Origin of the sequence: Lactobacillus sp. ESL0703, from assembly GCF_029433435.1 — a bacterium.
Classification (GTDB): domain Bacteria; phylum Bacillota; class Bacilli; order Lactobacillales; family Lactobacillaceae; genus Lactobacillus.
Genome location: NZ_JAQTIB010000004.1, coordinates 24,383 through 47,607, shown reverse-complemented (window position 1 = coordinate 47,607; position 23,225 = coordinate 24,383). Strand labels below are relative to the sequence as shown.

The window sequence follows — 23,225 nt, the reverse complement described above, 5'->3', positions numbered from 1 at the left end:
TTGACTTTTGCACAAGAGTTTTCTGTGTCTTTTTTTGAAAAACTAGTCAACCATTTGTTCCTGAACATAACGCGCATACAGTTTATGAGTTGCCATCAGTTCACTATGCGTACCATGCCCGGTAACCTGCCCATGCTCAACAAAGTAAATTTGGTCAGCGCCAACAATTGTCGCTAATCGATGGGCAATAACCAGCGTCGTTCTGCCGACCATTAGTTGGTCAAGTGCCTGCTGAACTTTGCCTTCGGATTCTGAATCAAGACTAGCGGTAGCTTCATCAAGCATCAAAATTTTCGGGTCCCGCAGAAAAGCCCGTGCAATTGCCAGGCGCTGCTTTTGACCACCCGATAATTTAATTCCCCGTTCACCAATTTCGGTTTCTAATTGGTGCGGGAATTCTTTAACAAACTGGTCGGCATACGCCAAGGATAACCCCCGCCATAAATCTTCATCACTCAAGTCTTTTTCTAACCCATACTGCAAATTATCGCGAATTGTTCCTGAAAAGATGGCACTGTTTTGCGAAACATAGCCAATCTGTGAGCGCCAATCACGCAAGTCAATCTCAGCAATATCTTGCCCAGCAACCGTAATTTGCCCGCTATCGGGTTGATAGAAGCGCTCAAGTAAAGAAAAAATTGTTGACTTACCAGCACCACTGGGACCAGCAAAAGCGACAACCGTATTCGGCTCAGCCGTAAAAGAAATTGACTTCAGCACTGGTTCTTCTGGAAGATAGCTGAACTGCAGATTGCTGGCAACTAAGGTCTTACCCTCAACATCAAGTTGCTGGTGCGTCAGCCCTTTTTCTGGCTGCAGCCGCAAAATTTCCTGAATACGTTCAGTTGAGCCCATTGCCTTTTGCAGCTGCGAGAAGAAGGTCGCAAAGCTGGCAACTGGAGCAATCACGTTAAACAAATAAAGAATAAAGGCAACCAAAGTCCCTGAAGTTAACGTGCCTTGACTGAGGCGGACAATCCCATAAGCCAAAATCCCCGCAAAAACACCCATCATCACGGTGGTCATAATCGGCTGTAAAATTGCTTCAACTCTGGCATCTTTAATTCCAATCGTAAAAATACGGCCGATAAAATTTTTACCGCGCTGTTCTTCGAATTGTTCCCCATTGCTTGCCTTAATCAAGCGAACCTCGGACAATTTTTCACTAACGTCACCATTAAAGTCAGCTGTCGCTGCCTGCATCTGGCGACCAAGACGGGCCATGATTTTCCCAATTGGAATCAAAATAATAACTACTACCGGCACACTAATAAACATTAACGCCGCCATGCGCCAATCCATGATAAACAAGATAATAACGGAAAACAGTAATTGAATCGCTCCGGTAATAAAATTAGGAAACTGTGAAGTAATCAAGTCTTTAATAATTCCCGTGTCATTAACTAGCCGTGAGCTGCTTTCACCAGCCTTATTCACGTCAAAATAAGAAACTGGCAGGCGTAACAAGTGGGTCCATAACTTTTCACGTAATTTTTTCACGGCACTCTCGCCAAAATAACGCAAAATATAACCGCCAATGGTTCCCAAAATCAATTGCACGACAAAAATCACTATTAAAATCAGCAACACTTGCATATTAAATTTTGCCAGACTGCTCGTATCCACCAATTGCTTGGTTAACAGCGGTAATAGTAGATTGGCACCGCTAGTAATCAAACTGAAAATAAGACCCAGGATAAACAATCCTTTTTTCAGGTCTAGTCCCTTTAACAGCTGAAAAAAGTCTTTCAGCTTAACCTCTTGTGTTTCATTCTTGCGTGATTTCGACGCCATCTAATTACCGACTTTCTCTTAAACTAAACAAAAAGTTTTTCACTCGCGGAAAAACTTTTAATCATTGTTTTTAATTATATTTCATTATCCTCATTATGCCAAAAATTACGCCAAAAATCGTGGTCATATTCATGCTTATAATGGTGGTCATTGTAGTCAAAATCATGGCAGCGCCGGTGCCAGCCGTGCATTTTGTGGCAAAATTCATCTCGCTCTTTTCGTGAATAATTACGCTCACGCATTTGCGTACGCCACTTATTCATCTCTTTCATCTTAGTCGTTGGGTCGACAAACTGTTGTGCCTGCTTTTTGAAAGAATCATCCCAGCCCGCCGCAATTTTTTCTAAATAATTACTAAACTTAGCTTGCTCCTCAACCGTTAGCCCAGCAAAAAAGTCAGTCTCAGTATTTTCTTGGGACTGTTCATTTAAATTTGCAACCCGCTCTTTGCCAGCAGCGGTCAAATAAACCCGCTTAACTCTACGATCATCAGGATCAGTTTCGCGCCTAATCTCGCCTTTTGTTTCCAGCTTTTTTAGCAGTTCCGCTAACGATCCCGGCTTAAGGGCCAGAACTTCTGCCAAATAATTTTGTGTCAATCCGTCTTCCAAATTTAAGACAGCCAAGACCCTTTTTTGCCCAGAAAACGGCTGTTTATTTTGGTACATAAAATAGCGACTGGCACGCATAATAAAAGTTAGTTGCTTCATTAAGTTTTGATTTGTTGCACTCATAATTAATCGTCCTTTTAAGTTTTGTTAGGTACCTAAACTTACTACTTTGAATTATAGTTTGGTGCCTAACAATCTGTCAAATAAAAAAAGCTATTGGCTGCCTAAGTCTAACCCAATAACTGTTTTACTAATTTTAGCTTGCCGCCGCACTTACCGCAGCCATAACGGCGCACGTTAATTTGCCGAACACGCCGATATTCTTGACCGCATTTTTGGCAAGAATACAGATACTTACGCTGCCGCCTTTTACCTAGACCAATATCCGGCGCAAAACGTGAACCGCCAACCTGATTTAATAGCTGTTTGAAGTCTTGGTCGCGATGACGATAGCCTCGACCAGATAAGTGCAAAAAATAATGCGTTAACTCATGCTTAATAATTCCAATTAACTCGTGGCGGTACTGCGGAACCAAAAAATGCGCATTAATCTCAATCCGATGGTCTTTCAACTGGTAACGTCCACCAGTAGTAGTCATGCGGTAATTGATTTTGACTTGATGCCTAAAGGACTGGCCAAAATATTTCACAGCAATTTCTTCAACCAGCTTTTGTAATTCTGCTTCAGTCATTACTACCTGAAACAGCGCGCATACAAGGCTGCTTCACGCCTCGTTTTAATCCGAACCTTTAGCGCCGTTACCAGTTTGCGCTTGAATGGTTTGTCTCCTTCCATCCAAGTCCCCGTGAAGACATGGATTGTCTTACTATTAGCTGACGGATTGCACAAAACACCATCAGGATAAACATGGATGCCGGTTTGCAGAACTTGCTCCTGATTGTTGGCAACCGCACCATACTTTTCTTTTAAAATATCAGCAACTGACACCGTATTAACACCAGCCATCTGATCCTGACTGTCAAAGGTAAAGTTGCGGTCATCATAATACGCCAGCATGTCTTTTAACAACGGATGCTTGGGTTCAGCGCCAAAAACCGCCGTAAACGGATTATCCTGATTTTCAAACCCTACAAAGGCATGATTATTTAATAATGAGGTCAAATCATCTAATACCAACACATCAGTATCTAAATAAATCCCACCCATCTCGTAAACGGCCTTTGCACGAATATAATCGGAAACAAAGGCCCATTTTTTAGCCTTGTAAGCCTGCTCAACGTACTTATTTTCGTGAATATCGAAATTCTGCTCGTTCCACTCAATAAGCTGATAGCCCTTAAGGTGCTTTTGCCAAGTTCGCATGCACCGCTGAATATTCTTGGGCTTCGGATTGCCGCCAACCCATACATAGTGAATAATTTTAGGAATCATCTTTAACCTCGTTTGAGAAAATTTTTAATTAACTGCACAATATCCTGATTAAAATCAAGCCGCATCATAAACATTAATGCCATGTAGAGTACAAGCATGATAACTGACTTAATCGTCATATTTAGAAAAGCCGACGACACCAGCTGTGGCATTAACATCCCTACCGCCAAAACAATCGCCGCAATCACAAAGTACTTCGGGATTTCCTTGAAAGAATATTTAAAATCATAGCCGTCACGGACAATCCACAACCGCAAAATCAAAACGACAAATTCAGTAATTAAAATTGCGACCATTGCACCAGTAGCCCCATAAAATTGGTCTAAAAAGAAGCTCAACGCCACTTCCAAAATCGCACCAACAATTACCGGCAGTGCATAATCGCGATCGCGGTGGTTGGCTAAGGCAAACTGATTGGCAAAGACCCCACCTGTGGGAATCATGACAATTGTTAACGTAAAAAAGAACATCAATGGCACCATCGGCGTAAACTTTGCGCCAAAAAAGAACGGTACAAATTCTCGCGTGTTAGCCATGATAATCACCGCAAACATGGTACCCAGCCAGACCGTCGCCTCAAGCGACTTTTTCAAGACAAGACGCTGCTCATCTTTACCCTCACTCGCCATTTTGGGCATAATTACCAGCGAAATACTGGTAATTACTCCCAAAACCATATTCGAAATCCGCTGTGAATTGTCATAGAACGCCACTTGAGTTGAATTTTTGAAAATTCCCAAAATTGGTTTATCTAATGACGTATAAATTTGCGTGGCAATCTGCGGAATTAGTAGGGTAATAATAGCCTTAATTGTCGTTTGGTACTTATAAAAATGCTTGACTGGCCCACCAACAAAGCGGTGAATATCAAACCAAAAGACAAATGATCCAAGCATTGTAGACACCGACATAATCAGCATATATTTCCACAAGTCACTGGGACTTTTGACCCAAAGCAAAATTAAAACTACCGAGACTAATTTAACCGCCGTGTTTTTCAAAACGACCCGGCCAAACGCCGCCAGCCCCTGAAAGAACCACGAAATATCCACTTGCGCTGAAATCAAATACGGCAGCATCAATAGCAGGTAATTCCAGTACTTAATATGGAATAAACTTGCAGCAATAACGACTATAGCAATTGTCACAACACTAGCTAATGCCTGAAAGTACCATAACCCCCAAAAAGCATCGGTTAATTCCTGTTTAGTCCCAAAGGCGCGCACTTGCGCAATTGTCCGCATACCAATATACGAAATCGATAATGTGCAAAAGATCATTAAGAATTGCATGATATTATTCACATTACTGTAAATGCCGTAGGTTTTCGGTCCCAAAATCCGTGACAAATAAGGCACCGTAATTAACGGTACCAAGACAAGGAAAATTTGGTAAACCGCATTATATAAAATATTTAAAAATGTTTTTTTCACAATTTTTCCTCTAATAGTTTTGGGTCATGAAAGTAAAAATTCTCTCGCAAGCTGATTGAGCAGAGACTTGATTAGTTAAACGGCGCCAATATTGTCGCTTTGGTTGATAATTGTCCTCACCTCGTGCCAACTGCCCCAGTGCCTTAATCAATTCTACTTGCTGATTAACACACTGCCCCGGCACAACTTCTTCATACGGCCCCATGAGCAGTCCCCGCGTTTGTTCATACTGCTTGAGATAATTAGTAATAAAAATCTCGGGTTTGTCCAAATTTAGATAATCAAAATAAATTGACGAAAAATCCGTTAGCAAAAAATCTGTCGCGCCAAGCAGCTCATACAAATCATAATCGTTTTGAACTAAATAATCATTATTTAAAAAGGCAATATTAGAGAATTGACTGCTTAAATGGTTAAACAGCTTCATCTCATAAGGATGCAGTTTCACAATTAAATATTGGTGCTGCTCTTTAAGCGCCGCATTTAAGGCCGGCGCATCAAAATCAGCTAAGGTCAAAAAATTCCCTGCCTTAATCTGCTCAATGACATTTTCATCATCTAATTCATAGCGAAAAGTTGGCATGTAAATCCCAACTTGGGCATGGTCAGCAACTGCCCCAAACAGGTCGCGTAGCAATTGCTTTTGACTGACTGCTGGATGCTGCAGGGCATCAAGGCGCGGAAAGCCAAGCTGGCGGTATTGGTTAGCACTAACTCCAATGCAGGCGCTCATTAAGGTTTCATATAAATCCGAACTTGAACAAACAATATCTGCGGTTTTGCGCCACAATGTCTGATTGCGCTTGTTATCTCTAGCCTTAGTATTGTTGGCCATAATGCCCATTCGTTTTAAAGGTATCCCGTGCCAAAATTGCACGTTAATCTGACCCTTGCGAACCTTAAAGGGCTGATGCGTCGTCAAAACAAATTTAGCCGCGCCGATTTCCCGCCAAGTTGCAAAAGATAAATGTGAAGACGGCCATGGCTCAACTAGTGTGACCGTGTAATCTGGATGGTATTTTTTTACATATTTAGCAAACAGGTAACCATTGGAACCTGAACGGCCTGCCCCGTTGAGCACGACAATCTTTTTGTTATTTATTCTGGTAAACCGTGCCCACAGCTTCATCACTTGCAGGTAAAGCCGAAACAAAAAACTTTTCATAATCAATCTTTCCTAAATAATCTCTCTTTAGCCTACAAAAAAAGCTTGAGCAAACTCAAGCTTTTTCGCGTTATTTTTTAAAAATTTATAGTTTAGAGCAATTACGACAGCCTCTTACCAATCTGATTACCAATCACTGACAACGTGAAGCAGACGATAAAGTAAAGCACGGCTAAAGCCGCAAACATCGGCAAGATATAGTTGGCATTTTGCCCATAAATAACTTGCGCGTGCTGCATCAATTCTGGCACCACAATAATTGTTGCTAGCGACGTATCCTTAATTAAGGATACAAACTGACTAATAATTGTCGGGATCATATTCTTATACGCCTGCGGCAAAACAACGTGCCACAATGCCTGCACAAAGCTCATCCCGGTTGAACGGGCACCCTCCATTTGACCTGGGTCAACTGACTGAATACCTGAACGCACAATTTCCGCAATCATCGTTGATTCAAAAACGGTCATTGCAATAATCGCCGCAGGAATTGTTTCGGGACGCAAGCCAAAGTTCGGCAATCCGAAATAGGTGAAGAAAATAATCAATAGCAGGGGCACATTACGGATAATATCAATAATAAAGCCGACAATTTTGGAAACAAATTTAATCTTAGAGTAGCGAATAATCCCCAAGATTGAACCCAAAATAAAACTCAGAATTACCGAAATTACCGAAATATAAATTGTCACCCAAAGGCCCATCAGCAAAAAGCGTACATTGAGCCACGAAAGAGCATTAATCCAATTTTGCATTTTTCTGCACCCCCTAGGCCAATTTCTTCTCTAAATGCTGCATGTAATAGCTAAGCGGCAATGTAATAATCAGATACAAAACGCCAACCACTAGATAGCTGTTAATCGTATCAAAAGTTGTCGAGGCAATTGAGTTGGCTTGATACATGAGGTCAAAGCCAGCTACAAAAGCCAATACCGACGAATTTTTCACCAAATTAACAAACTGGTTGCCAAGCGGCGGAATAACAATCTTAAAGGCCTGCGGCAAAATAATATAGCGCATTGACTGCCAATAGGTCATCCCAGTTGAGCGGGCACCTTCCATCTGGCCTCCGGCAACTGATTGAATACCTGAGCGGACTGTTTCCGCAATAAAGGCAGAAGTGTACAGCGTTAGTCCAATCGTACCAGCAGTAAAGCCGTTAATCTTGACCACATACATTGGAATTACAAGGTAAAAGAACATTGTAATTACCAACAACGGAATGTTACGGAAGATCTCGACATAAGCACGTCCAATTGTCCGCAAAACCTTGTTCGGTACAATCTCCATAATCGCAAAGACAGTACCAATGATTAGACTGAAGAATAAGGCAATCACGCTTGACAACACAGTCCAACCCAAGCCAACTAGCAGTTGACTACTAAAATGAGAGAAAATATTAATCATTTGCGATACAACTCCTTATACTTAAATCCTGGTACATTACCAAACCATTTTTTAATCAAGCGGTTGTATTCGCCATCGTGCTGCATTTCCAAAACCGCCTTATCAACGGCCTTAGTAAACCCAGTCTGACCCTTATTAACGGCAACACCATAAGGTTCCACGGTAAACGTGCCGCCGCGAACCTGATAGCCCGGGTTCTGCACTGCTAAACCAAACAAAATCCCGTTATCAGTTGTCAAGGCATCACCTTGGTGAGACTTAAGTGCGTTCATTGCCTGGGCATAATCCTGCAATTCGATTACGCGGGCCTTTGGGGCAACCTTCTTAATGTTAGCCACTGAATTGGCACCAACTACGCCAATAACTGTCTTGCCGTTAAGGTCCTTGACACTATGGATTGGTGAGTTTTTCGGCACTAATAGCGATTGCCCCGCGTCAAAGTAAGATTTAGAAAAAGAAATTACCTTTTCCCGTTCTGGCGTAATCGACATGGTTGCAATCACCGCGTCAACGTTACCGTTCTTCAATAATGGCACCCGTGATTGTGAGGTAGTCGTTGTAAACTCAGCTTTACCTGTTGGTCCTAAAATATGCCGCGTGATTGCCTTAGCCATATCGACATCGAAGCCCTTGGGTTGACCATCTTTAACGTCAATCAGACCAAACAGCTTAACATCACCCTTAACGCCCCAGCTAATTGTATTGGTCCGCTTAACATTGTCCAAAACTGACTGGTCACTTAAGCTGCGGCCACAACCGGTTAACAAGAGCAAACTAGCTAATAGAGAAACCAACCAAAATCTCTTTTTCATGATTGCTCCCTCCTTAGTGTGAAATAATTTTACTCAAAAATTGCTGTGCTCTTTCCGTCTTAGGCCGTTTGAAGAAACTTTCACTAGCGTCATCTTCCACAACTCTCCCTTGATCCATAAAGATTACCCGATTGGCAACTTCTTTAGCAAAGCCCATCTCGTGTGTAACGATCAGCGATGTCATGCCGCTATCAGTTGTAACCTTCTTGATAACCTGCAAAACATCATCAATCATTTCTGGGTCAAGCGCAGAAGTTGGTTCATCATATAAGATCAATTTTGGCCGCATGGCTAGCGTTCTAGCAATTGCCACCCGCTGCTTTTGACCACCAGAAATCTGTGACGGCATGTTGTGTGCCCACTTTTCCAGACCAACCATCTCTAATAGATGCATCGCCTGCTCTTTGTTTTCTTTTTCAGGCATATGACTGACAATCCGCGGTGCCAACATGATATTTTCTAACACATCTTTATTCTTATATAAATTGAAATGTTGGAAAACCATACCGACGTCCCGCCGCAAAATATTTAAGTCAGTTTTGGGATCGGATAAGTCATGATTATTAACAATCAATTGGCCTTTTTGAATCGATTCAAGGCCGTTGACGGTTCTTACCAAAGTACTCTTACCTGAGCCAGAAGGCCCAATTAAGACAACCGTTTCCCCCTGATCGATCTTCAAATTAATGTCGTGCAGTGCATGAAAATGGCCATAAAATTTTTGCACATCATGGAATTCTATCATCGACATTGTTATCGCCTCTTTCATTATCATTGCAATAAAATTTAATATATAACTAAGTCTATTTTACTATACCAATTAATTTTTTAGAAAAATTAAGCCTTATTTTAAGTTAAATATTAAATAGTTAATATAAATTTAATTATATTTGTAAAAAATAACTTTTACCTCAAATTAAAAGATAAAAGTTATTTAGTAGTATTATTTTTTAAGCATCAAGATCTTTACTTGGCGTTCTTGAACCAAAATTAATTCCCAATAAGACACCAACAACAGCTAACGCAAGGGTAAAGAACAAACCATAGTGGACTCCGTTAGTGAACCGAGCAGCACTATCAGCGCCTTGATAAGCTGCTTGTCCTAATCCGAGCAAGCTAGTTGCTAAAGCAGTTGCCAAGGCACCAACGATCTGTTGCATGGTATTCAAAATCGTACTGCCATCAGCCGATTCTTGCCCCTGCAGAGAATTCAGAGCGTAAGTTTGGGCTGGTGACATTGCTAGCGGACAGCCAACCATTAAAATGATGTGCGCTGCCACAACGTAAGCCAAGCTGGAATGACTGTTAGACATTAATAACATCACGATCCCAACAATAGCCAAGATAAAACCAAGTACCGCTGGAATTTTTGCGCCAAGTGAATCATACATTCTCCCAGCAAAAGCTGAAACAGCGGCATTAATAATTCCGCCCGGCAACATGATTAACCCAGTAATCGCAACTGGCAGTGATAACCCTTTTTGCAAATATTGCGGTAATAAGTACATTGCCGACAAAATAATAGCAAAATCGACCATTACACTTAATGCACCCAATGTAAAGGCACGTTTATTGAACACATGTAAGTTCAAAACCGGCTCGGTCAAATGCAATTGACGCTTGCCATAAAAGAACAAAACAATTAAGCCAAGAACGAGTAATCCTAAGACAACAGGTGAACTCCAGCCCAAGCCACTTGCCAAACTAACTGACATAACTAAACTTGAAAAGCCAACTACTGATTCGATTACAGATAAGAAATCAACGCGTGGCTTAGTAATTTGACCAACATTTTTTAAACCAAAGATGGCTAAAATCAACGCAATAACCAAGAATGGTACGAATAGCCAGAAAACATAGCTCCACGATAACTTGCCTAAGATAATTCCAGTTAAAGTTGGGCCAATTGCTGGTGCCAGCATAATAACCAAACTGCAGACACCCATTGCTGTTCCCAGCTTATATGGTGGGAAAATCAACATCGCAACCGTAAAGGTAATTGGCAGGATTAAGCCCGTGCCAATTCCTTGAATCATTCGGCCAGTCAATAAAATGGCAAAATTAGGTGCCATAGCTGAAATAACTGACCCAATAATAAAGGCCAATAACCCAGTAATGACAATTTTTCGTGTGCTAAACCATTTAGTTAATAAACTTGAAAATGGCAAGATAATCCCAATAATTAACATGTAGCCTGTTACTAAAAATTGAATTTGTGAACTGCTAACGCCAAAAATTTTCATTAATTGGGGCAATGCGATGTTCAATGATGTTTCTGACAGCATCCCCACAAAGGTGCCGATTAACATCCCTGCCATTACAAGCCAAGGTTTTTCCACCTTGACAATTGCGTCCATTTTTTTCATCCAAATTCCTCCTATTTCGTCCCTAATTTTTAGACGACTTATTTAGAATAGCAAAATAAAATTAGTTTCGTAAGTTTGTTATCGTTTTCAAATTTAACAAACTAGTTTACACTAACGTTAATGAGGAGAAATAAATGAATAAACAAGAAAATTATCAACTGCTGCTTGAGCAGGCCAAGAGCTTACTTACAGGTGAGCATGACTTAATTGCCAACATGAGTAACATTAGCGCATTATTGTTCAGCGGTCTGCCTAATGTCAGTTACGCCGGTTTTTACCGCTATCAAAATGGCGAATTAATTTTAGGGCCATTCCAAGGTCCTGTTGCCTGCATGCATATTAATTTGGGCAAGGGCGTTTGTGGTACGGCTGCTGCAACTCGGCAAACGCAAATTGTCCCAGATGTTCATCAATTTGCCGGTCACATTGCCTGTGATGCCGCAACTAATTCTGAAATTGTCGTTCCTATCATCAAGAACAATGAGCTGATTGCAGTTCTAGACTTGGACAGTAATGATTTCGCGACTTTTGACGAAGTCGACGCGGAATATTTAGCAAAAATAACGATGTTAGTAATCGCTTAAATCTTTCACCAGCAAAAAATCCCCCTTACAGAAGCAATTCTGCAAAGGGGATTTTTTCATGATTTTTTAAAACTTACTTTTCGCCCAATCTTCTTTCAAAGAATTTGACAATTTCCACAATTACAATCATGCAGATACCAGCTAACAGAACAATTAACCACTGCACGCCGTTCAATTCCGTTACGTCAAAGAATTTCGTCATGAACGGCAATTCTACTGCCGCCATTACCAATGCAGATACCAGGATTGCCCAGTTAAACCACTTATTAGCAAATGTCTGCTTCGTGAAGATTGACTGGTGAATGTACTTGGAATTAACCGCGTGGAACAGCTGAATTAATCCTAAAGTCAAAAAGGCCATCGTTAATGCATCCTCATGCTGCAGGGTACTATTAGCAAGATGTGGGCCAAAATTAAGTCCCAACTGGTAAGTTGTCAACACTAATATGCCTTCCAAAACACCTTGATAAACAATCGAACTGGCAACTCCGCCGCTGAAGAACGTCGATTTCTTCCCCCGCGGGCGCCGATTCATAATGCCCTTTTCCACTGGTTCAAGTCCTAATGCAATTGCCGGCAACGTGTCTGTTACCAGATTAATCCACAATAATTGCACAGGTGCCAAAATATCCCAGCCAAGCATTGTCATCATAAAGACAGTTAAGACTTCACCAACATTACAGCTCATCAAATATAGAATTGCCTTCTGAATATTGCTGAAAACTTTTCGTCCTTGCTTAACCGCTTCAACAATCGTGGCAAAGTTATCATCAGCCAAAATCATGTCGCTGGCACCTTTAGAAACCTCGGTTCCTGTGATCCCCATACCAATACCAATGTCAGCTTGTTTCAAACTCGGTGCGTCATTCACACCGTCGCCAGTCATTGCCACAATCTTGCCTTGTGCTTGCCATGCCTTAACAATCCGCACCTTGTGCTCCGGTGAAACACGCGCATAAACGCTATAATCACCAACATGCTCTTGCAAGTAGTCATCACTTATTTCATCAAGTTGGGCACCTGTAATCACTTGCTGGTCTTGCCCCGGCTCAATAATCCCCAGCCGTTGAGCAATTGCTTGTGCTGTTACTTGAAAATCGCCCGTAATCATTACCGTTCGTATGCCAGCCTGCTTGGCTTCCGCAATCGCCGCTTTAGCTTCTGGTCTTTCTGGGTCAATCATCCCAACCAACCCAGCAAAGATAAGGTCTTGCTCAACATTGTCAGTTGTTGGCTCATCATACGGCTGCTTGACAACTTTATAAGCCAATGCTAGTACACGTAATGCTTGTTCAGCCATAGTTTGATTAACTGCTAAAATTTCTTGCTTTTGGGCCTCAGTAATCGGAACAATTTGCCCATCTTTCTCAATCTTAGTGACCCGTTTTAATAATTGGTCAGGTGCCCCCTTAACAGCCACCAAAAAATGATCGCCATCTTGATTAACAGTACTCATCAACTTACGTTCTGAATCAAAGGGAACTTCCTGCACACGTTGATGTTGTGCCAACAATTCTTGGACATTAATTTTTTGGTTAATTGCATACTGAACCAGAGCCGTTTCGGTTGGATCGCCCAAAAGCTGCTTATCACTAATTTGCGTATCATTTGCTAGCAGCATTGCCAACAAAGCATGATTTTTTGGAGTAATTGCTTGTTCAGCCTGATGAACTTGACTGTCATAATAAACTCGTTCAACTGTCATTTTATTCTGCGTCAGTGTTCCTGTTTTATCAGAACAAATAACGTCTGTTGCTCCCAATGTTTCCACAGCGGGCAACTTGCGCACAATTGACTTGTGCTTAGCCATCACTTGCGTGCCTAATGCCAAAATAATGGTAACAATTGCTGGTAAACCTTCCGGAATTGCCGCTACAGCTAACGACACAGCTACCAAAAACATGTCAATCGCTAACTTGTCGACTGGCTCTGTACCTTGCTTGGTAAAGAAGCCAACAGCAAACACAATCGCACAGATTACCAAAATCATAATCGTCAGTGTTTTTCCCAGCTGATTCAGATTTTGCTTCAGCGGCGTATCAGTTTCATCGGTATTATTAAGCAGCGTCGCAATTTTACCAACCTCGGTATGCATTCCCGTCTGGGTAACTATCCCTTCGGCGCGGCCATAAGTAACATTGGTATTTGCAAAGGCCATGTCGTCTTGGTCAGCCAGAGCAACCTGCGCGTCTTCTAGCGGTGTGTCCTGCTTGTCAACTGGGACAGATTCGCCCGTTAATGCCGATTCCTCAACCTTTAAGCTGTTGACGCTTATTAAGCGCAAATCAGCTGGGACCACATCACCGGCCTCTAATAAAACAACGTCCCCTGGTACCAATTCAGTGCTGGGAATTTCCACAACCTGACCATTACGCCTGACGTGCGCGCTTGGCGTTGCCATTTTTTTCAACGCATTAATTGCTTCTTCTGAACGTGCTTCTTGAAAAACGCCCAAAATTGCGTTCAATAAGACAACAATCATAATTATTGCCGCATCAGTCCATTCTTGAGCAACAAATCCTGACAATAACGCCGCAATAATCAAGACAATAATCATAAAATCTTTGAATTGAGCTAAAAAACGTTGCCAAAGGCTAACTTTCTTCTTTCCAGCCAAACTGTTAGCACCGTATTGCTCTCGGCGCTGCTTAACTTGACTTGCAGTCAATCCTTTGCTTAGTGACGTGTCTAATTCACTGGCTACTTCTTGAACCGCTTGTCTGTAATAATCTTGGGCCATTTTTACCTCCTAATAAAAAAGAGACTTATATGCATACTGCACACAAGTCTCACTAATTAAGATAAGTCCAGAAAGTTTCACTTTCGGCTGTTGGGCTTATCGCAAGTAATTGCTGTTACTCCCTTATGATTAAGCTAATTATAAATAATTTATTTTATTTTAACAAGGAAAATCAATTAAAAATTAATATTAAATTGCAAAAGGCATCGCTTGTTCACAATACTAATCCCATGCTATAATATCCATGAGTAATAAAAGACGATCCTACTATCAATAAGATCGCCAGCACTCAGAATCATCGCTTATTAGCGGTGGCATTACATTAATTATTTCACAAAATAACCGTTGCGATGCGAACGCTTAGCGGTTATTTTTGTTTGGTAAAAAATTTTACCAAACTCATTAGCAGATCATGCAAAATCGCCATTTCAATCAGATCAGATAATAAAATATTAATTTGCTTAATAATTATATCGATCATCACAATTAGCGATATTATTGACCAGCCAACTCTCAATAAAGTACCCAGCAAGGTACTCGGCTCCTCCCTTCTTTAACAAGAATTCTGCTGCATGGTTTTGTTACACCATACGCATCATCTCCTTAGAATCAGGATTTGCCACCGCGTTCAAGCTATCTGAATGTTACTTTTATTATATGTCAATGCACATTATAATTCCATAAATTTATTAAACGTGTATTACATTTTTATCAAAAAGAACCTAGTTTCAATTGAAACTAGGCTCTTCTCTATTTAGAGGGATATTTGATTAGTTAAATTATTTCAAACCGGTCCATTGCCATTCGGTAACTTCTGGCATATCTTCACCATTATCACGAATATATTGGTGGTGCTTAGCAAGCAGCTTGTCCATCTTAGCTACAAAGCCAGCACTCTTATCAGCCAGCCGTGGTACGCTCAAAACAGCATCTTTAGCTAAGTGGAAACGATCAAGTTCGTTCACTACCCGCATATCAAATGGCGTGGTAATGTCGCCTTCTTCTTCGTAGCAGTGGATATGAATATTATCACGTTTACGACCAAACCAGATTGATTGCATCATTGCTTTAAAGCCGTGCCATGCAAAGATAACTGGCACATCACTTGGGAATAAGCGATCAAATTCTTCATCAGAAATTGCATCTGGATTATCCTTAGTATTCATTAACTTCATAATATCAATGATATTAATGTAACGCATCTTCAAATCTGGAAATTCCTTGTGCAAGATATCAATCGCAGCTAACGATTCCATTGTTGGTTCAGTTTCAGTCGAAGCAAAGACAACATCTGGCTTAGCATTTTGGTCAGTTGAAGCCCAATCAATGTATGACAAACCATGTTGTGCAATCTTAGTTGCCTCATCAATCGAGAACCATTGTGGCCGCGGCTGCTTAGAAGTAACCAAAATGTTGATACATTCACGGTCAGTAAAGGCCTTTTGCGAAATTGCCAATAATGAGTTAGTGTCTGACGGCAGATATTCATGAATCAAATCTGGCCGGTTCTTTTCGTACATATGGGTCAAAATACCTGGGTCTTGGTGAGTATAACCATTGTGATCTTGTTGGAATACAGTAGAAGTAGCAACAAAGTTTAACGATGGGTAATCATGACGCCAATATTGTTCTTTGGCCTTACGCAACCACTTCATATGTTGGGTTAACATTGAGTCAACAACACGACCAAAGGCTTCATAAGTAGCAAAAAAACCGTGACGACCAGTTAGAACATAGCCTTCAAGCCAACCTTCATCTTGGTGTTCTGACAATTGTGAGTCAATAATTCGACCACTTGGTGCCAAGTTTTCATCATTTGGCTCATGAATTTGCTCACCCCATTGCCGCTTTTGGTCATCAAGCAACTTGAACATTCTGTTGGATTTAGTTTCATCTGGACCAAAGCCGCGGAATGTATCTGGGTTCATGTCAGCAACTTCACTCAAATATTTTGCCCATTCAGCCATGTCTTGAGCTTCAACTGAACCTGGCTTGTCAAACTTCAACGCATACTTACGATAGTCAGGCAAAGCCAAACGCTTAGGATTTTTACCACCGTTGGTAATTGGGTTCATTGCCATTCTTTGGTCGCCATGAACCATATTCTGCTTAACGATTTCAGTTGGTGCACCATTTTCATCAAACAATTCTTCTGGTTTGTAACTCTTAAGCCAATCAACCAGCATGTCTTTGTGTTCCATATCATCTTGTTCAACAGGAATTGGAATTTGGTGTGCTCTAAATGAGTTTTCAATTGGATTACCATCAAGGTCAAACTTAGGACCAGTCCAACCCTTAGGTACTCTAAAGATAATCATTGGCCAATGTGGCAAGGTAGCATCATTATTTTCACGAGCATGCTTTTGGATTGCCTTGATTTCTTCAATCACAGTATCCATTAACTTAGCCATTTCTTGGTGAACTTGCATATGGTCCTTGTAACCATCAAATTCGCCGCCATTATAAGCAGAAATAATGTATGGGTGCCAGCCCATGCCTTCAAAATACTTAGTCAGTTCTTCATCAGTCATCCGTGAAACGATGGTTGGATTAGAAATCTTGAAGCCATTAATTTGTAAGATTGGTAAGACGGCACCGTCTTTAATTGGATTGATAAACTTATCGCTGAACCAGCTAGTTGCCAATGGTCCAGTTTCTGATTCCCCATCACCGATTTCAACGGCCGCAATTACGTCTGGATTATCCAAAATCGCACCTGTACCGTGTGAGAGTGAATAACCTAACTCGCCGCCTTCGTGCAATGAGCCCGGTGTTTCAGGAGCAGCGTGTGAAGCTGAACCACCCGGAAAACTGAAGCGCTTGAACAACTTAGCCATGCCTTCTTCATCCTGCTTGATGTCAGGGAAGCGCTCGGTATATGAACCATCAAGATAGGCATTAGAAACCATTACTTGACCACCATGACCTGAACCTTCGATATAAAACATGTCCAAGTTGTACTTCTTAATTACCCGATTTAAATGAGCATAAATGAAGTTTTGTGGTGAAATTGTGCCCCAGTGGCCAATTGGCTTAGGTTTAACATCACTAGCTTTTAAGTCATGCTTTAATAGTGGATTGCTCATTAAGAAAAGCTGTCCAACAGATAGATAGTTAGCTGCGCGCCAGTCAGCATCGACACTCTTTAAATATTCTTGTGAATCGTAATCAACTGCCATTTTATTTCTCCTTTAGCAATTACTTACTTAATTTCTCTTTACACAATATATTATAGCAAGTTTTTCTAAAAGTTCAACCATTTAAAAAATTGGTTCGTTCCAATTTTAAAAATCAGTATTTAAAATACTTAATAGTTGCTGCATCAAGCTTTATCCAGTTAATTATTTTTATTTATCAGTATTTTATTGCCAAAATACTGATAAATGCTGATAAAAATTCTGACTTATTAATTAAAATATTTATAATAATCTCTAAACATGATAAATTTATTTTTGGAGGAAGCAGAATGACACAGGAGCAACGATTACATGAAATTAGACAAATGCTTGTTAGGCAAAACCATCTGGTTACCCGTGATTTGGCTGAGCACTTCAATATTTCGTTTGATACTGCTAGACGTGACGTAATTCGGTTAGTTGCCACTGGCCAAGCAATTCGCGTCCACGGCGGATTAATTAGAAACACTGATGATGAAGGTCTGCCATTTTTAACCCGCAACCAGATTGACTCGCCAATTAAAACCCAAATGGCACAAATGGCACAGCACTTCATCCATACCAGACAATGCGATTTTATTGGACCATCAACGATCCTTAAAAAGTTGTGTCAGTTAATCAGTGGTACTAATTTACAAATCGTTACCAATTCAATTGATAATTCGCTTGAACTAATGCGGTCGGAATTTCCCGAGGTTTTACTTTTAGGCGGGATAATTAACAAAGAACACCGGTTTAATTACTCCGTTCACGCACTTGACTTATTAAAAGGAATTAGTTTTAATAATGCTTTTGTTGGTACGGCTAGTGTAAAAAGCGATGGTATCTACCTACCTAAAATCAACGATGCCGAATTAATCAAAGTCGCAACTTCGCGGGCGAAAAGAATTATCGTTGTCGCCGAAAAGCATAAGTTTAACAATCCGAAAATTGCACCTTACATGGCTGTTCCTCTTAGTCAGATTGATGTGCTTATCACTGATGAGCCATTGCCTGACGAGATTAAGCAAAACTTTGCGCCAACAACGCAAATTATTTCAGTTATAAAGAAAAAAGTTAGCTAAACAATAATTTTCTTCTTTAAATAATATGTATCCTAGCAAAAAGAGCAAGCTCAGGCTTGCTCTTTTGTTATTTATTCAAATTAACGAACGTATTAAAACGCATGTACTGATAATGAACTCGCATTGTTGAAAATTCAAACGGGGTACCATCATCTAAAAAGAAAATTCCTTCCATGACGCCAACTGGCTCAGTTGCCTTCAATTGCATCTGCTCTTGATCGTCAGCACTTGATGGATCAACAGTAATATTCAAAAATGCCTTGGTAACAACCTTATTTTGAGTATCTTCCAAATAATTAAACAGTGAACTCTGTAAATGCTGCGGCTTTAATTCCGGCACAATTTTGATTGGCAAATAGCCAGTTTCAATTAAAAATGGCTGTTCATCCATTAACCGCAGCCGCCGAAATTCATAAACAAAATCATTTTTGCTTAAAAATAAGTCTTGTGCAATGCTTTCGGGGGATTTAACAACGTGAAAATCAAGCAGCTTAATTTTTTGCTGTTTGCCAGGGACTTTTAAACTATCAGTCAAGCCTAGATTAGAACCCTCATAACGAAATAAGGACTGATTTTTCAAATAAAGTGGGTTAATAAAAGTGCCGCTGCCGCGTTTTTTAAAGACAATTCCTTGTTGCGACAACAATTCCATTGCCCGCTTCATCGACGAACGACTAACCTGGTAGTGTTCGGCCAAGCTGCGCTCATCAGGCAATCTCATCCCATCATACTTATTATTTAAAATATTCTGCTTAATATCGTGCATCACAGTCCGATAAACAAAATCTGCCATTTACTGCCTCACTAATTTGCTTGTTTAATTGCCTGAATAATCCAATCAGAAAATACGTCTTGATCTATCTTAACACCAACTTGGGCATTAGCAGGTTTACCAAAGAAGTCATTGAAGTCCATGATTGACGCACCATACGCATGTGGGCTCTTGGTATCAACCACAATGTAAGCTGGCTTAAAGGTGTACATCTTAGGATTTAACAGCATCCCTGCAGCCAGGGCATCATAAATCTCGCGGCCATCAGTCTCGGTTTCATCATGCAGATTAGTTAAAATACGATACAACATATCACCAGTTTTACCCAAAACTTTTATCTTCTGCAGCGTTTCTTGGGTTATAAATGCTTGGTGGCCCAATTCTAGTGGTGCAACCTTGATTGGTACGCCGCTGTCAAAGACAATCTGAGCAGCTTCAGGATCACCGGCAACATTATATTCACTATATGGTCCCCAATTGCCGCGGCCAATTGCACCGCCCATAATGACTAATTCCTCAATCTTAGCTAGGTCATCAGGATATTGTCTGAAGTATAAGGCAAAATCTGTCGCTGGACCAATCTGCATCAAAGTTACCTTGGTCTCGCTCTTAGCAACTACTTCATGGATTGCCTTGGCAGCTAAACCTGGCACCAATAATGTCTCGTCAGCTTCAGGAAAATCATAGCCAGCCATGCCGGACTTACCATGAACGCTTGAAGCATCAATTGCTGCCCGCAGCAGCGGCCGCGTTGCCCCAGCGACAACTGGTACCTTAGTTTGCAAGAAGGCTTCTAATTTTAAAGCATTCTGCAAGGTTTTGTCTAAAGTCACATTACCCCAAGTTGCCGCAATTAACTTGACGTCTAATTCTTTGGCAAATAAAGCAATGGTAATTGCCACTGCATCGTCAATTCCGGGGTCTGTACTGATAATCAAAGGTTTTCTTGTCATTAAATTTCCTCTTTTAAAAAGTTTATATGTCAATCATACCAAATCTCGACACCAGTTGCTTCTTTTAAAAGAAAAAATGAATTGTCAATAACCAATTTATCAACAATTCATCCCTAATTTTATTTTTTGCGGTCTTCAATCTCACCATTGCGATGAGCAATAATAACTTCATCACACATATCAAGGAATAAGCCGTGTTCCACAACCCCCACAGTGTGGTCAAGATAATCAGCCAAACCATGTGGCACAGGAATACGGTCAAGGTCTAAGTCAATAATGTAATTAGCGTAATGGGTGACGAAGCGTTTGCCAGCAGTCATTCGCCACTTGGGCTTTAGCCCTTCTGCTTCAAAACGACGGAAAGTTTGTTCACATGAAATCGGCAGAACTTCCACAGGCAGTGCAAAACCACTCAAGTGGTCGACAACTTTCGATTCATCAACTATCCACATTACTTTTTTCGAATTAACGGCAACATTTTTTTCTAGTGTTAACGCGCCACCGCCGCCTTTAATCCCATCAAAGTTAGTCGCAAAACGGTCTGCGCCGTCAATTGTTAAGTCAAGCTGGTCAATTTCAGCAAGCTGGTTAACTTTAAAGCCCCAACTCTCCATCTGCTTTTTGCTTCTACTAGAAGTAGTGGCAATGGCAGCTAGCTCCAAGCCTTCTTCTTGCTTGCGTTTACCTAAAGCATCAATCAAAAAGGCTACGGTTGAACCAGTACCAATTCCTAATTTCATTCCCGGCTTAACCAGGCTAGCAGCTTTAATTCCAGCTTTTTGCTTTAATTTATCCTGTTCTTCTTTATCCATCGTCATACTTTCCCACTATTAAATCATTACCAACTCATCAATCAACCTTATTATAGCAAAATTTTCTATAAGTAATCACAATAAAAAAGAGTAGTTTAGCAAAACTACTCTTTAACAATTATTTTTTATTCTGGATCAATTCCTGGTGCCTGATTAATCTCTGCAGACATCATCCAAATACGCTTTTCAACTTCTGTGTGACAAGTGGTGAACATATCATTAGTTGAATAATCGCCTTCTTCATCGCTGACTTCCAAGCCCTTTTGGTAGTCTTGCTCCAATTGACGATAACCAGCAATAATCTTGCTGTAACGCTCATCAATTGTCTCGTTCCAGTTTGGTTCTTCGTCCTTGATGTTAGTCATTTTAGCAATGTCGCTAAGTGTTGAAACTGGTGAACCATCTAAAGTAATCAATCGCTCTGCGACTAAATCTTGTTGGTCAGACAATTCATCCATTACTTTATCAAGGTATGGGTGCAACTTCAAAAAGCGTTCACCGCGCATGTACCAATGGTGTTGGTGCACAATCATGTGCATTTGCGTCAAATCTGCTACTAATTGATTTAAAACTTCTTTTGTCTTAGGATATTTCATAATAAAATTCCTCCTATTCAAACACTCTTGGTTACATTTTTATCATAACAAAAAGTGAGTTGGATTACTTAAAACTTGTTTGTGAAAAAATGAGAGCCACTGTAATTTTTTAAAACAAAAAACAGTTAGTACCAAACTAACTGTTTTTATTCACACACTAACTTCTAAGCATTTTCTTGTGCAGCAGCTTCTTTTTCTTGCTTCAATAACATATTATCGTAATGTTTAATAAATGGATACCATATTACAAATGCAACAATTGCACAAATGATTGACAAAACTCCACCTTGCCAACTTCCCGTTGCAACCAGTCCGCCTAAACCAACTGGTGATGGCCATGGTTGTTGCGCAATAATTTTCGGTACCATGTGAGTGGCAATTCCTAAATATGCAACTAAGCTCGAAGCCATTGGTGCTAAGATAAATGGAATCATTAAGTTAGCATTGTAAACTACTGGTAAACCAAAAATCAATGGTTCATTAATATTAAAGATTGCTGGAACAATTTCTACCTTACCAATTTCCTTTAACTGTGCCGAACGAGCCCGCAAAACTAGCCAAATGGCAACACCTAAAGTTGCGCCAGAACCACCAATCGTAACAAACGCATTGGTAAACTCACCAGCAAATACATGGTAAGCACCTCCATGTTGGTTAGCTTGCAAGTTAGCCAATACAATTGGAGTATAGAAGGAACTGATAATTGTTGCACCATGAATACCAAACCACCATAAGAAGTGAATCAAGAACATGATAACTAGGATACCCCACCAACTATCAGCAATATTACTAATAAATGAGAATGGTACAAACAATACCTTAAATAAGTCTGTCCCCATTAATACCAATACCATATTAATTGCAGCAACAATAATTGATACACAAGCTGTAGGAATTAATGCACTAAATGAGTTTGATACCCCGGCTGGTACTGATGCTGGCATTTTAATTCGCCAATTATGCTTAATGGTATAGCGATAAACTTGAACCGTTAACCACGCAATTACCAATCCGATAAAGATCCCAACGGCACCAATCCGATAAATACCTGCAGTTTGTGAAGCTTGATAACCACCTGCTAGCATTTTATCTTTAGTAAACATGGTCACAAATTGAACTGTACCATTCTTCCAAATTAATTCTGGTACGGTAATAAAGAAGGCCATCAAGAACATCATTAGTCCATTAACTGGAACTAAATTAATGTGCTCTTCATCACGGTATATCTTAGTATATGAGTATGCAAAAGTCCCAGAGAAGACTAATGCCAAAATACCCATTGTGGCGTTATAAACAGCCTGATATAAATTATCAAAACGGCCAATCGTACTATTATAAAAACTAGTAAATCCAGGATTTCTAACTACATCAGGTAAAACTGTCAAAATTAAGAAAAATGCTCCGACAATAGTAAATGAAATTACACTGTAACCAGCATCCATGATTGCCCGTACAAATCTAGTAGCCGCAAACTTACCAATTAATTTAGATATTCGGTCTTTCATCGGCTTCTTCTCTTCTTCAGCCATAACGTTCCTCCCCTAACA

At 40.4% G+C, this 23,225-nt stretch carries 20 protein-coding genes; 2 read left to right on the top strand and 18 right to left on the bottom strand.

The annotated features are described in order from the left end of the window. Positions 1-42: 42 nt before the first annotated feature. The 11 genes from PT278_RS06445 to PT278_RS06395 all read right to left on the bottom strand — a co-directional run bounded on the left by PT278_RS06445 (position 43) and on the right by PT278_RS06395 (position 10,972). Positions 43-1,794 carry an ABC transporter ATP-binding protein gene (locus PT278_RS06445; RefSeq protein ID WP_277131087.1) on the bottom strand — a complete coding sequence of 584 codons (1,752 nt, stop codon included), beginning with the start codon at positions 1,792-1,794 and terminating at the stop codon, positions 43-45. Between the two features lie 74 nt (positions 1,795-1,868). Next, positions 1,869-2,528, bottom strand: a complete 660-nt coding sequence (locus PT278_RS06440) for a MarR family transcriptional regulator (protein ID WP_277131085.1) — start codon at positions 2,526-2,528, stop codon at positions 1,869-1,871. A 107-nt stretch (positions 2,529-2,635) separates the two neighbouring features. Then, positions 2,636-3,097 carry a SprT family protein gene (locus PT278_RS06435; RefSeq protein ID WP_277131084.1) on the bottom strand — a complete coding sequence of 154 codons (462 nt, stop codon included), beginning with the start codon at positions 3,095-3,097 and terminating at the stop codon, positions 2,636-2,638. Positions 3,098-3,099: 2 nt separating this feature from the next. Then, positions 3,100-3,798: a glycosyltransferase gene (locus tag PT278_RS06430; protein ID WP_277131082.1), complete on the bottom strand. Its 699-nt coding sequence runs from the start codon at positions 3,796-3,798 to the stop codon at positions 3,100-3,102. Positions 3,799-3,800: 2 nt separating this feature from the next. Continuing rightward, positions 3,801-5,231: an oligosaccharide flippase family protein gene (locus PT278_RS06425; protein ID WP_277131080.1), complete on the bottom strand. Its 1,431-nt coding sequence runs from the start codon at positions 5,229-5,231 to the stop codon at positions 3,801-3,803. 10 nt (positions 5,232-5,241) lie between these two features. Next, entirely contained in the window at positions 5,242-6,396 is a 1,155-nt protein-coding gene (locus tag PT278_RS06420) for a CDP-glycerol glycerophosphotransferase family protein (protein WP_277131078.1), read from the bottom strand. A gap of 101 nt (positions 6,397-6,497) precedes the next feature. Continuing rightward, a complete protein-coding gene (locus PT278_RS06415; RefSeq protein ID WP_277131077.1) occupies positions 6,498-7,151 on the bottom strand; it encodes an amino acid ABC transporter permease in 654 nt (217 codons plus the stop codon). A gap of 13 nt (positions 7,152-7,164) precedes the next feature. Beyond that, entirely contained in the window at positions 7,165-7,803 is a 639-nt protein-coding gene (locus PT278_RS06410) for an amino acid ABC transporter permease (protein WP_277131075.1), read from the bottom strand. Next, the gene (locus tag PT278_RS06405; RefSeq protein ID WP_277131074.1) at positions 7,800-8,615 is read right to left on the bottom strand and encodes a transporter substrate-binding domain-containing protein; all 816 of its coding nucleotides are present in this window, start codon (positions 8,613-8,615) and stop codon (positions 7,800-7,802) included. The genes PT278_RS06410 and PT278_RS06405 overlap by 4 nt, the downstream gene beginning before the upstream one ends. 13 nt (positions 8,616-8,628) lie before the next feature. After that, positions 8,629-9,366, bottom strand: coding sequence for an amino acid ABC transporter ATP-binding protein (locus tag PT278_RS06400; protein ID WP_277131073.1), 738 nt, complete (start codon positions 9,364-9,366; stop codon positions 8,629-8,631). Between the two features lie 199 nt (positions 9,367-9,565). Then, on the bottom strand, positions 9,566-10,972 hold the full coding sequence (locus tag PT278_RS06395) for a DHA2 family efflux MFS transporter permease subunit (RefSeq protein ID WP_277131294.1): 1,407 nt from the start codon (positions 10,970-10,972) through the stop codon (positions 9,566-9,568). A gap of 143 nt (positions 10,973-11,115) precedes the next feature. On the opposite strand from PT278_RS06395, the gene PT278_RS06390 reads away from it, so the two are divergent. Next, positions 11,116-11,565, top strand: a complete 450-nt coding sequence (locus tag PT278_RS06390; protein ID WP_277131071.1) for a GAF domain-containing protein — start codon at positions 11,116-11,118, stop codon at positions 11,563-11,565. Positions 11,566-11,638: 73 nt separating this feature from the next. On the opposite strand, the gene PT278_RS06385 is transcribed toward PT278_RS06390, so the two are convergent. Both PT278_RS06385 and PT278_RS06380 read right to left on the bottom strand, forming a co-directional pair. Continuing rightward, positions 11,639-14,305 (bottom strand): calcium-translocating P-type ATPase, PMCA-type, encoded by a 2,667-nt coding sequence (locus tag PT278_RS06385; RefSeq protein WP_277131070.1) that lies wholly within the window; start codon positions 14,303-14,305, stop codon positions 11,639-11,641. Between the two features lie 779 nt (positions 14,306-15,084). Next, positions 15,085-17,484, bottom strand: coding sequence for a phosphoketolase family protein (locus PT278_RS06380; protein WP_277131068.1), 2,400 nt, complete (start codon positions 17,482-17,484; stop codon positions 15,085-15,087). Positions 17,485-17,771: 287 nt separating this feature from the next. Between PT278_RS06380 and PT278_RS06375 the strand changes: the two genes are divergently transcribed. Then, positions 17,772-18,545: a DeoR/GlpR family DNA-binding transcription regulator gene (locus PT278_RS06375; RefSeq protein WP_277131066.1), complete on the top strand. Its 774-nt coding sequence runs from the start codon at positions 17,772-17,774 to the stop codon at positions 18,543-18,545. Positions 18,546-18,612: 67 nt separating this feature from the next. On the opposite strand, the gene PT278_RS06370 is transcribed toward PT278_RS06375, so the two are convergent. The 5 genes from PT278_RS06370 to celB form a co-directional block, all read right to left on the bottom strand. Beyond that, complete coding sequence (locus PT278_RS06370; protein ID WP_277131064.1) at positions 18,613-19,338, bottom strand: GntR family transcriptional regulator; 726 nt, start codon at positions 19,336-19,338, stop codon at positions 18,613-18,615. Between the two features lie 11 nt (positions 19,339-19,349). Beyond that, on the bottom strand, positions 19,350-20,270 hold the full coding sequence (locus PT278_RS06365) for a nucleoside hydrolase (protein ID WP_277131062.1): 921 nt from the start codon (positions 20,268-20,270) through the stop codon (positions 19,350-19,352). Positions 20,271-20,389: 119 nt separating this feature from the next. Continuing rightward, positions 20,390-21,082, bottom strand: a complete 693-nt coding sequence (gene rpiA / locus PT278_RS06360; protein WP_277131060.1) for a ribose-5-phosphate isomerase RpiA — start codon at positions 21,080-21,082, stop codon at positions 20,390-20,392. A 125-nt stretch (positions 21,083-21,207) separates the two neighbouring features. After that, positions 21,208-21,678 (bottom strand): DNA starvation/stationary phase protection protein, encoded by a 471-nt coding sequence (locus PT278_RS06355; RefSeq protein WP_277131058.1) that lies wholly within the window; start codon positions 21,676-21,678, stop codon positions 21,208-21,210. A 164-nt stretch (positions 21,679-21,842) separates the two neighbouring features. Continuing rightward, the gene (gene celB, locus PT278_RS06350) at positions 21,843-23,207 is read right to left on the bottom strand and encodes a PTS cellobiose transporter subunit IIC (protein ID WP_277131057.1); all 1,365 of its coding nucleotides are present in this window, start codon (positions 23,205-23,207) and stop codon (positions 21,843-21,845) included. Between the last annotated feature and the right edge of the window lie 18 nt (positions 23,208-23,225).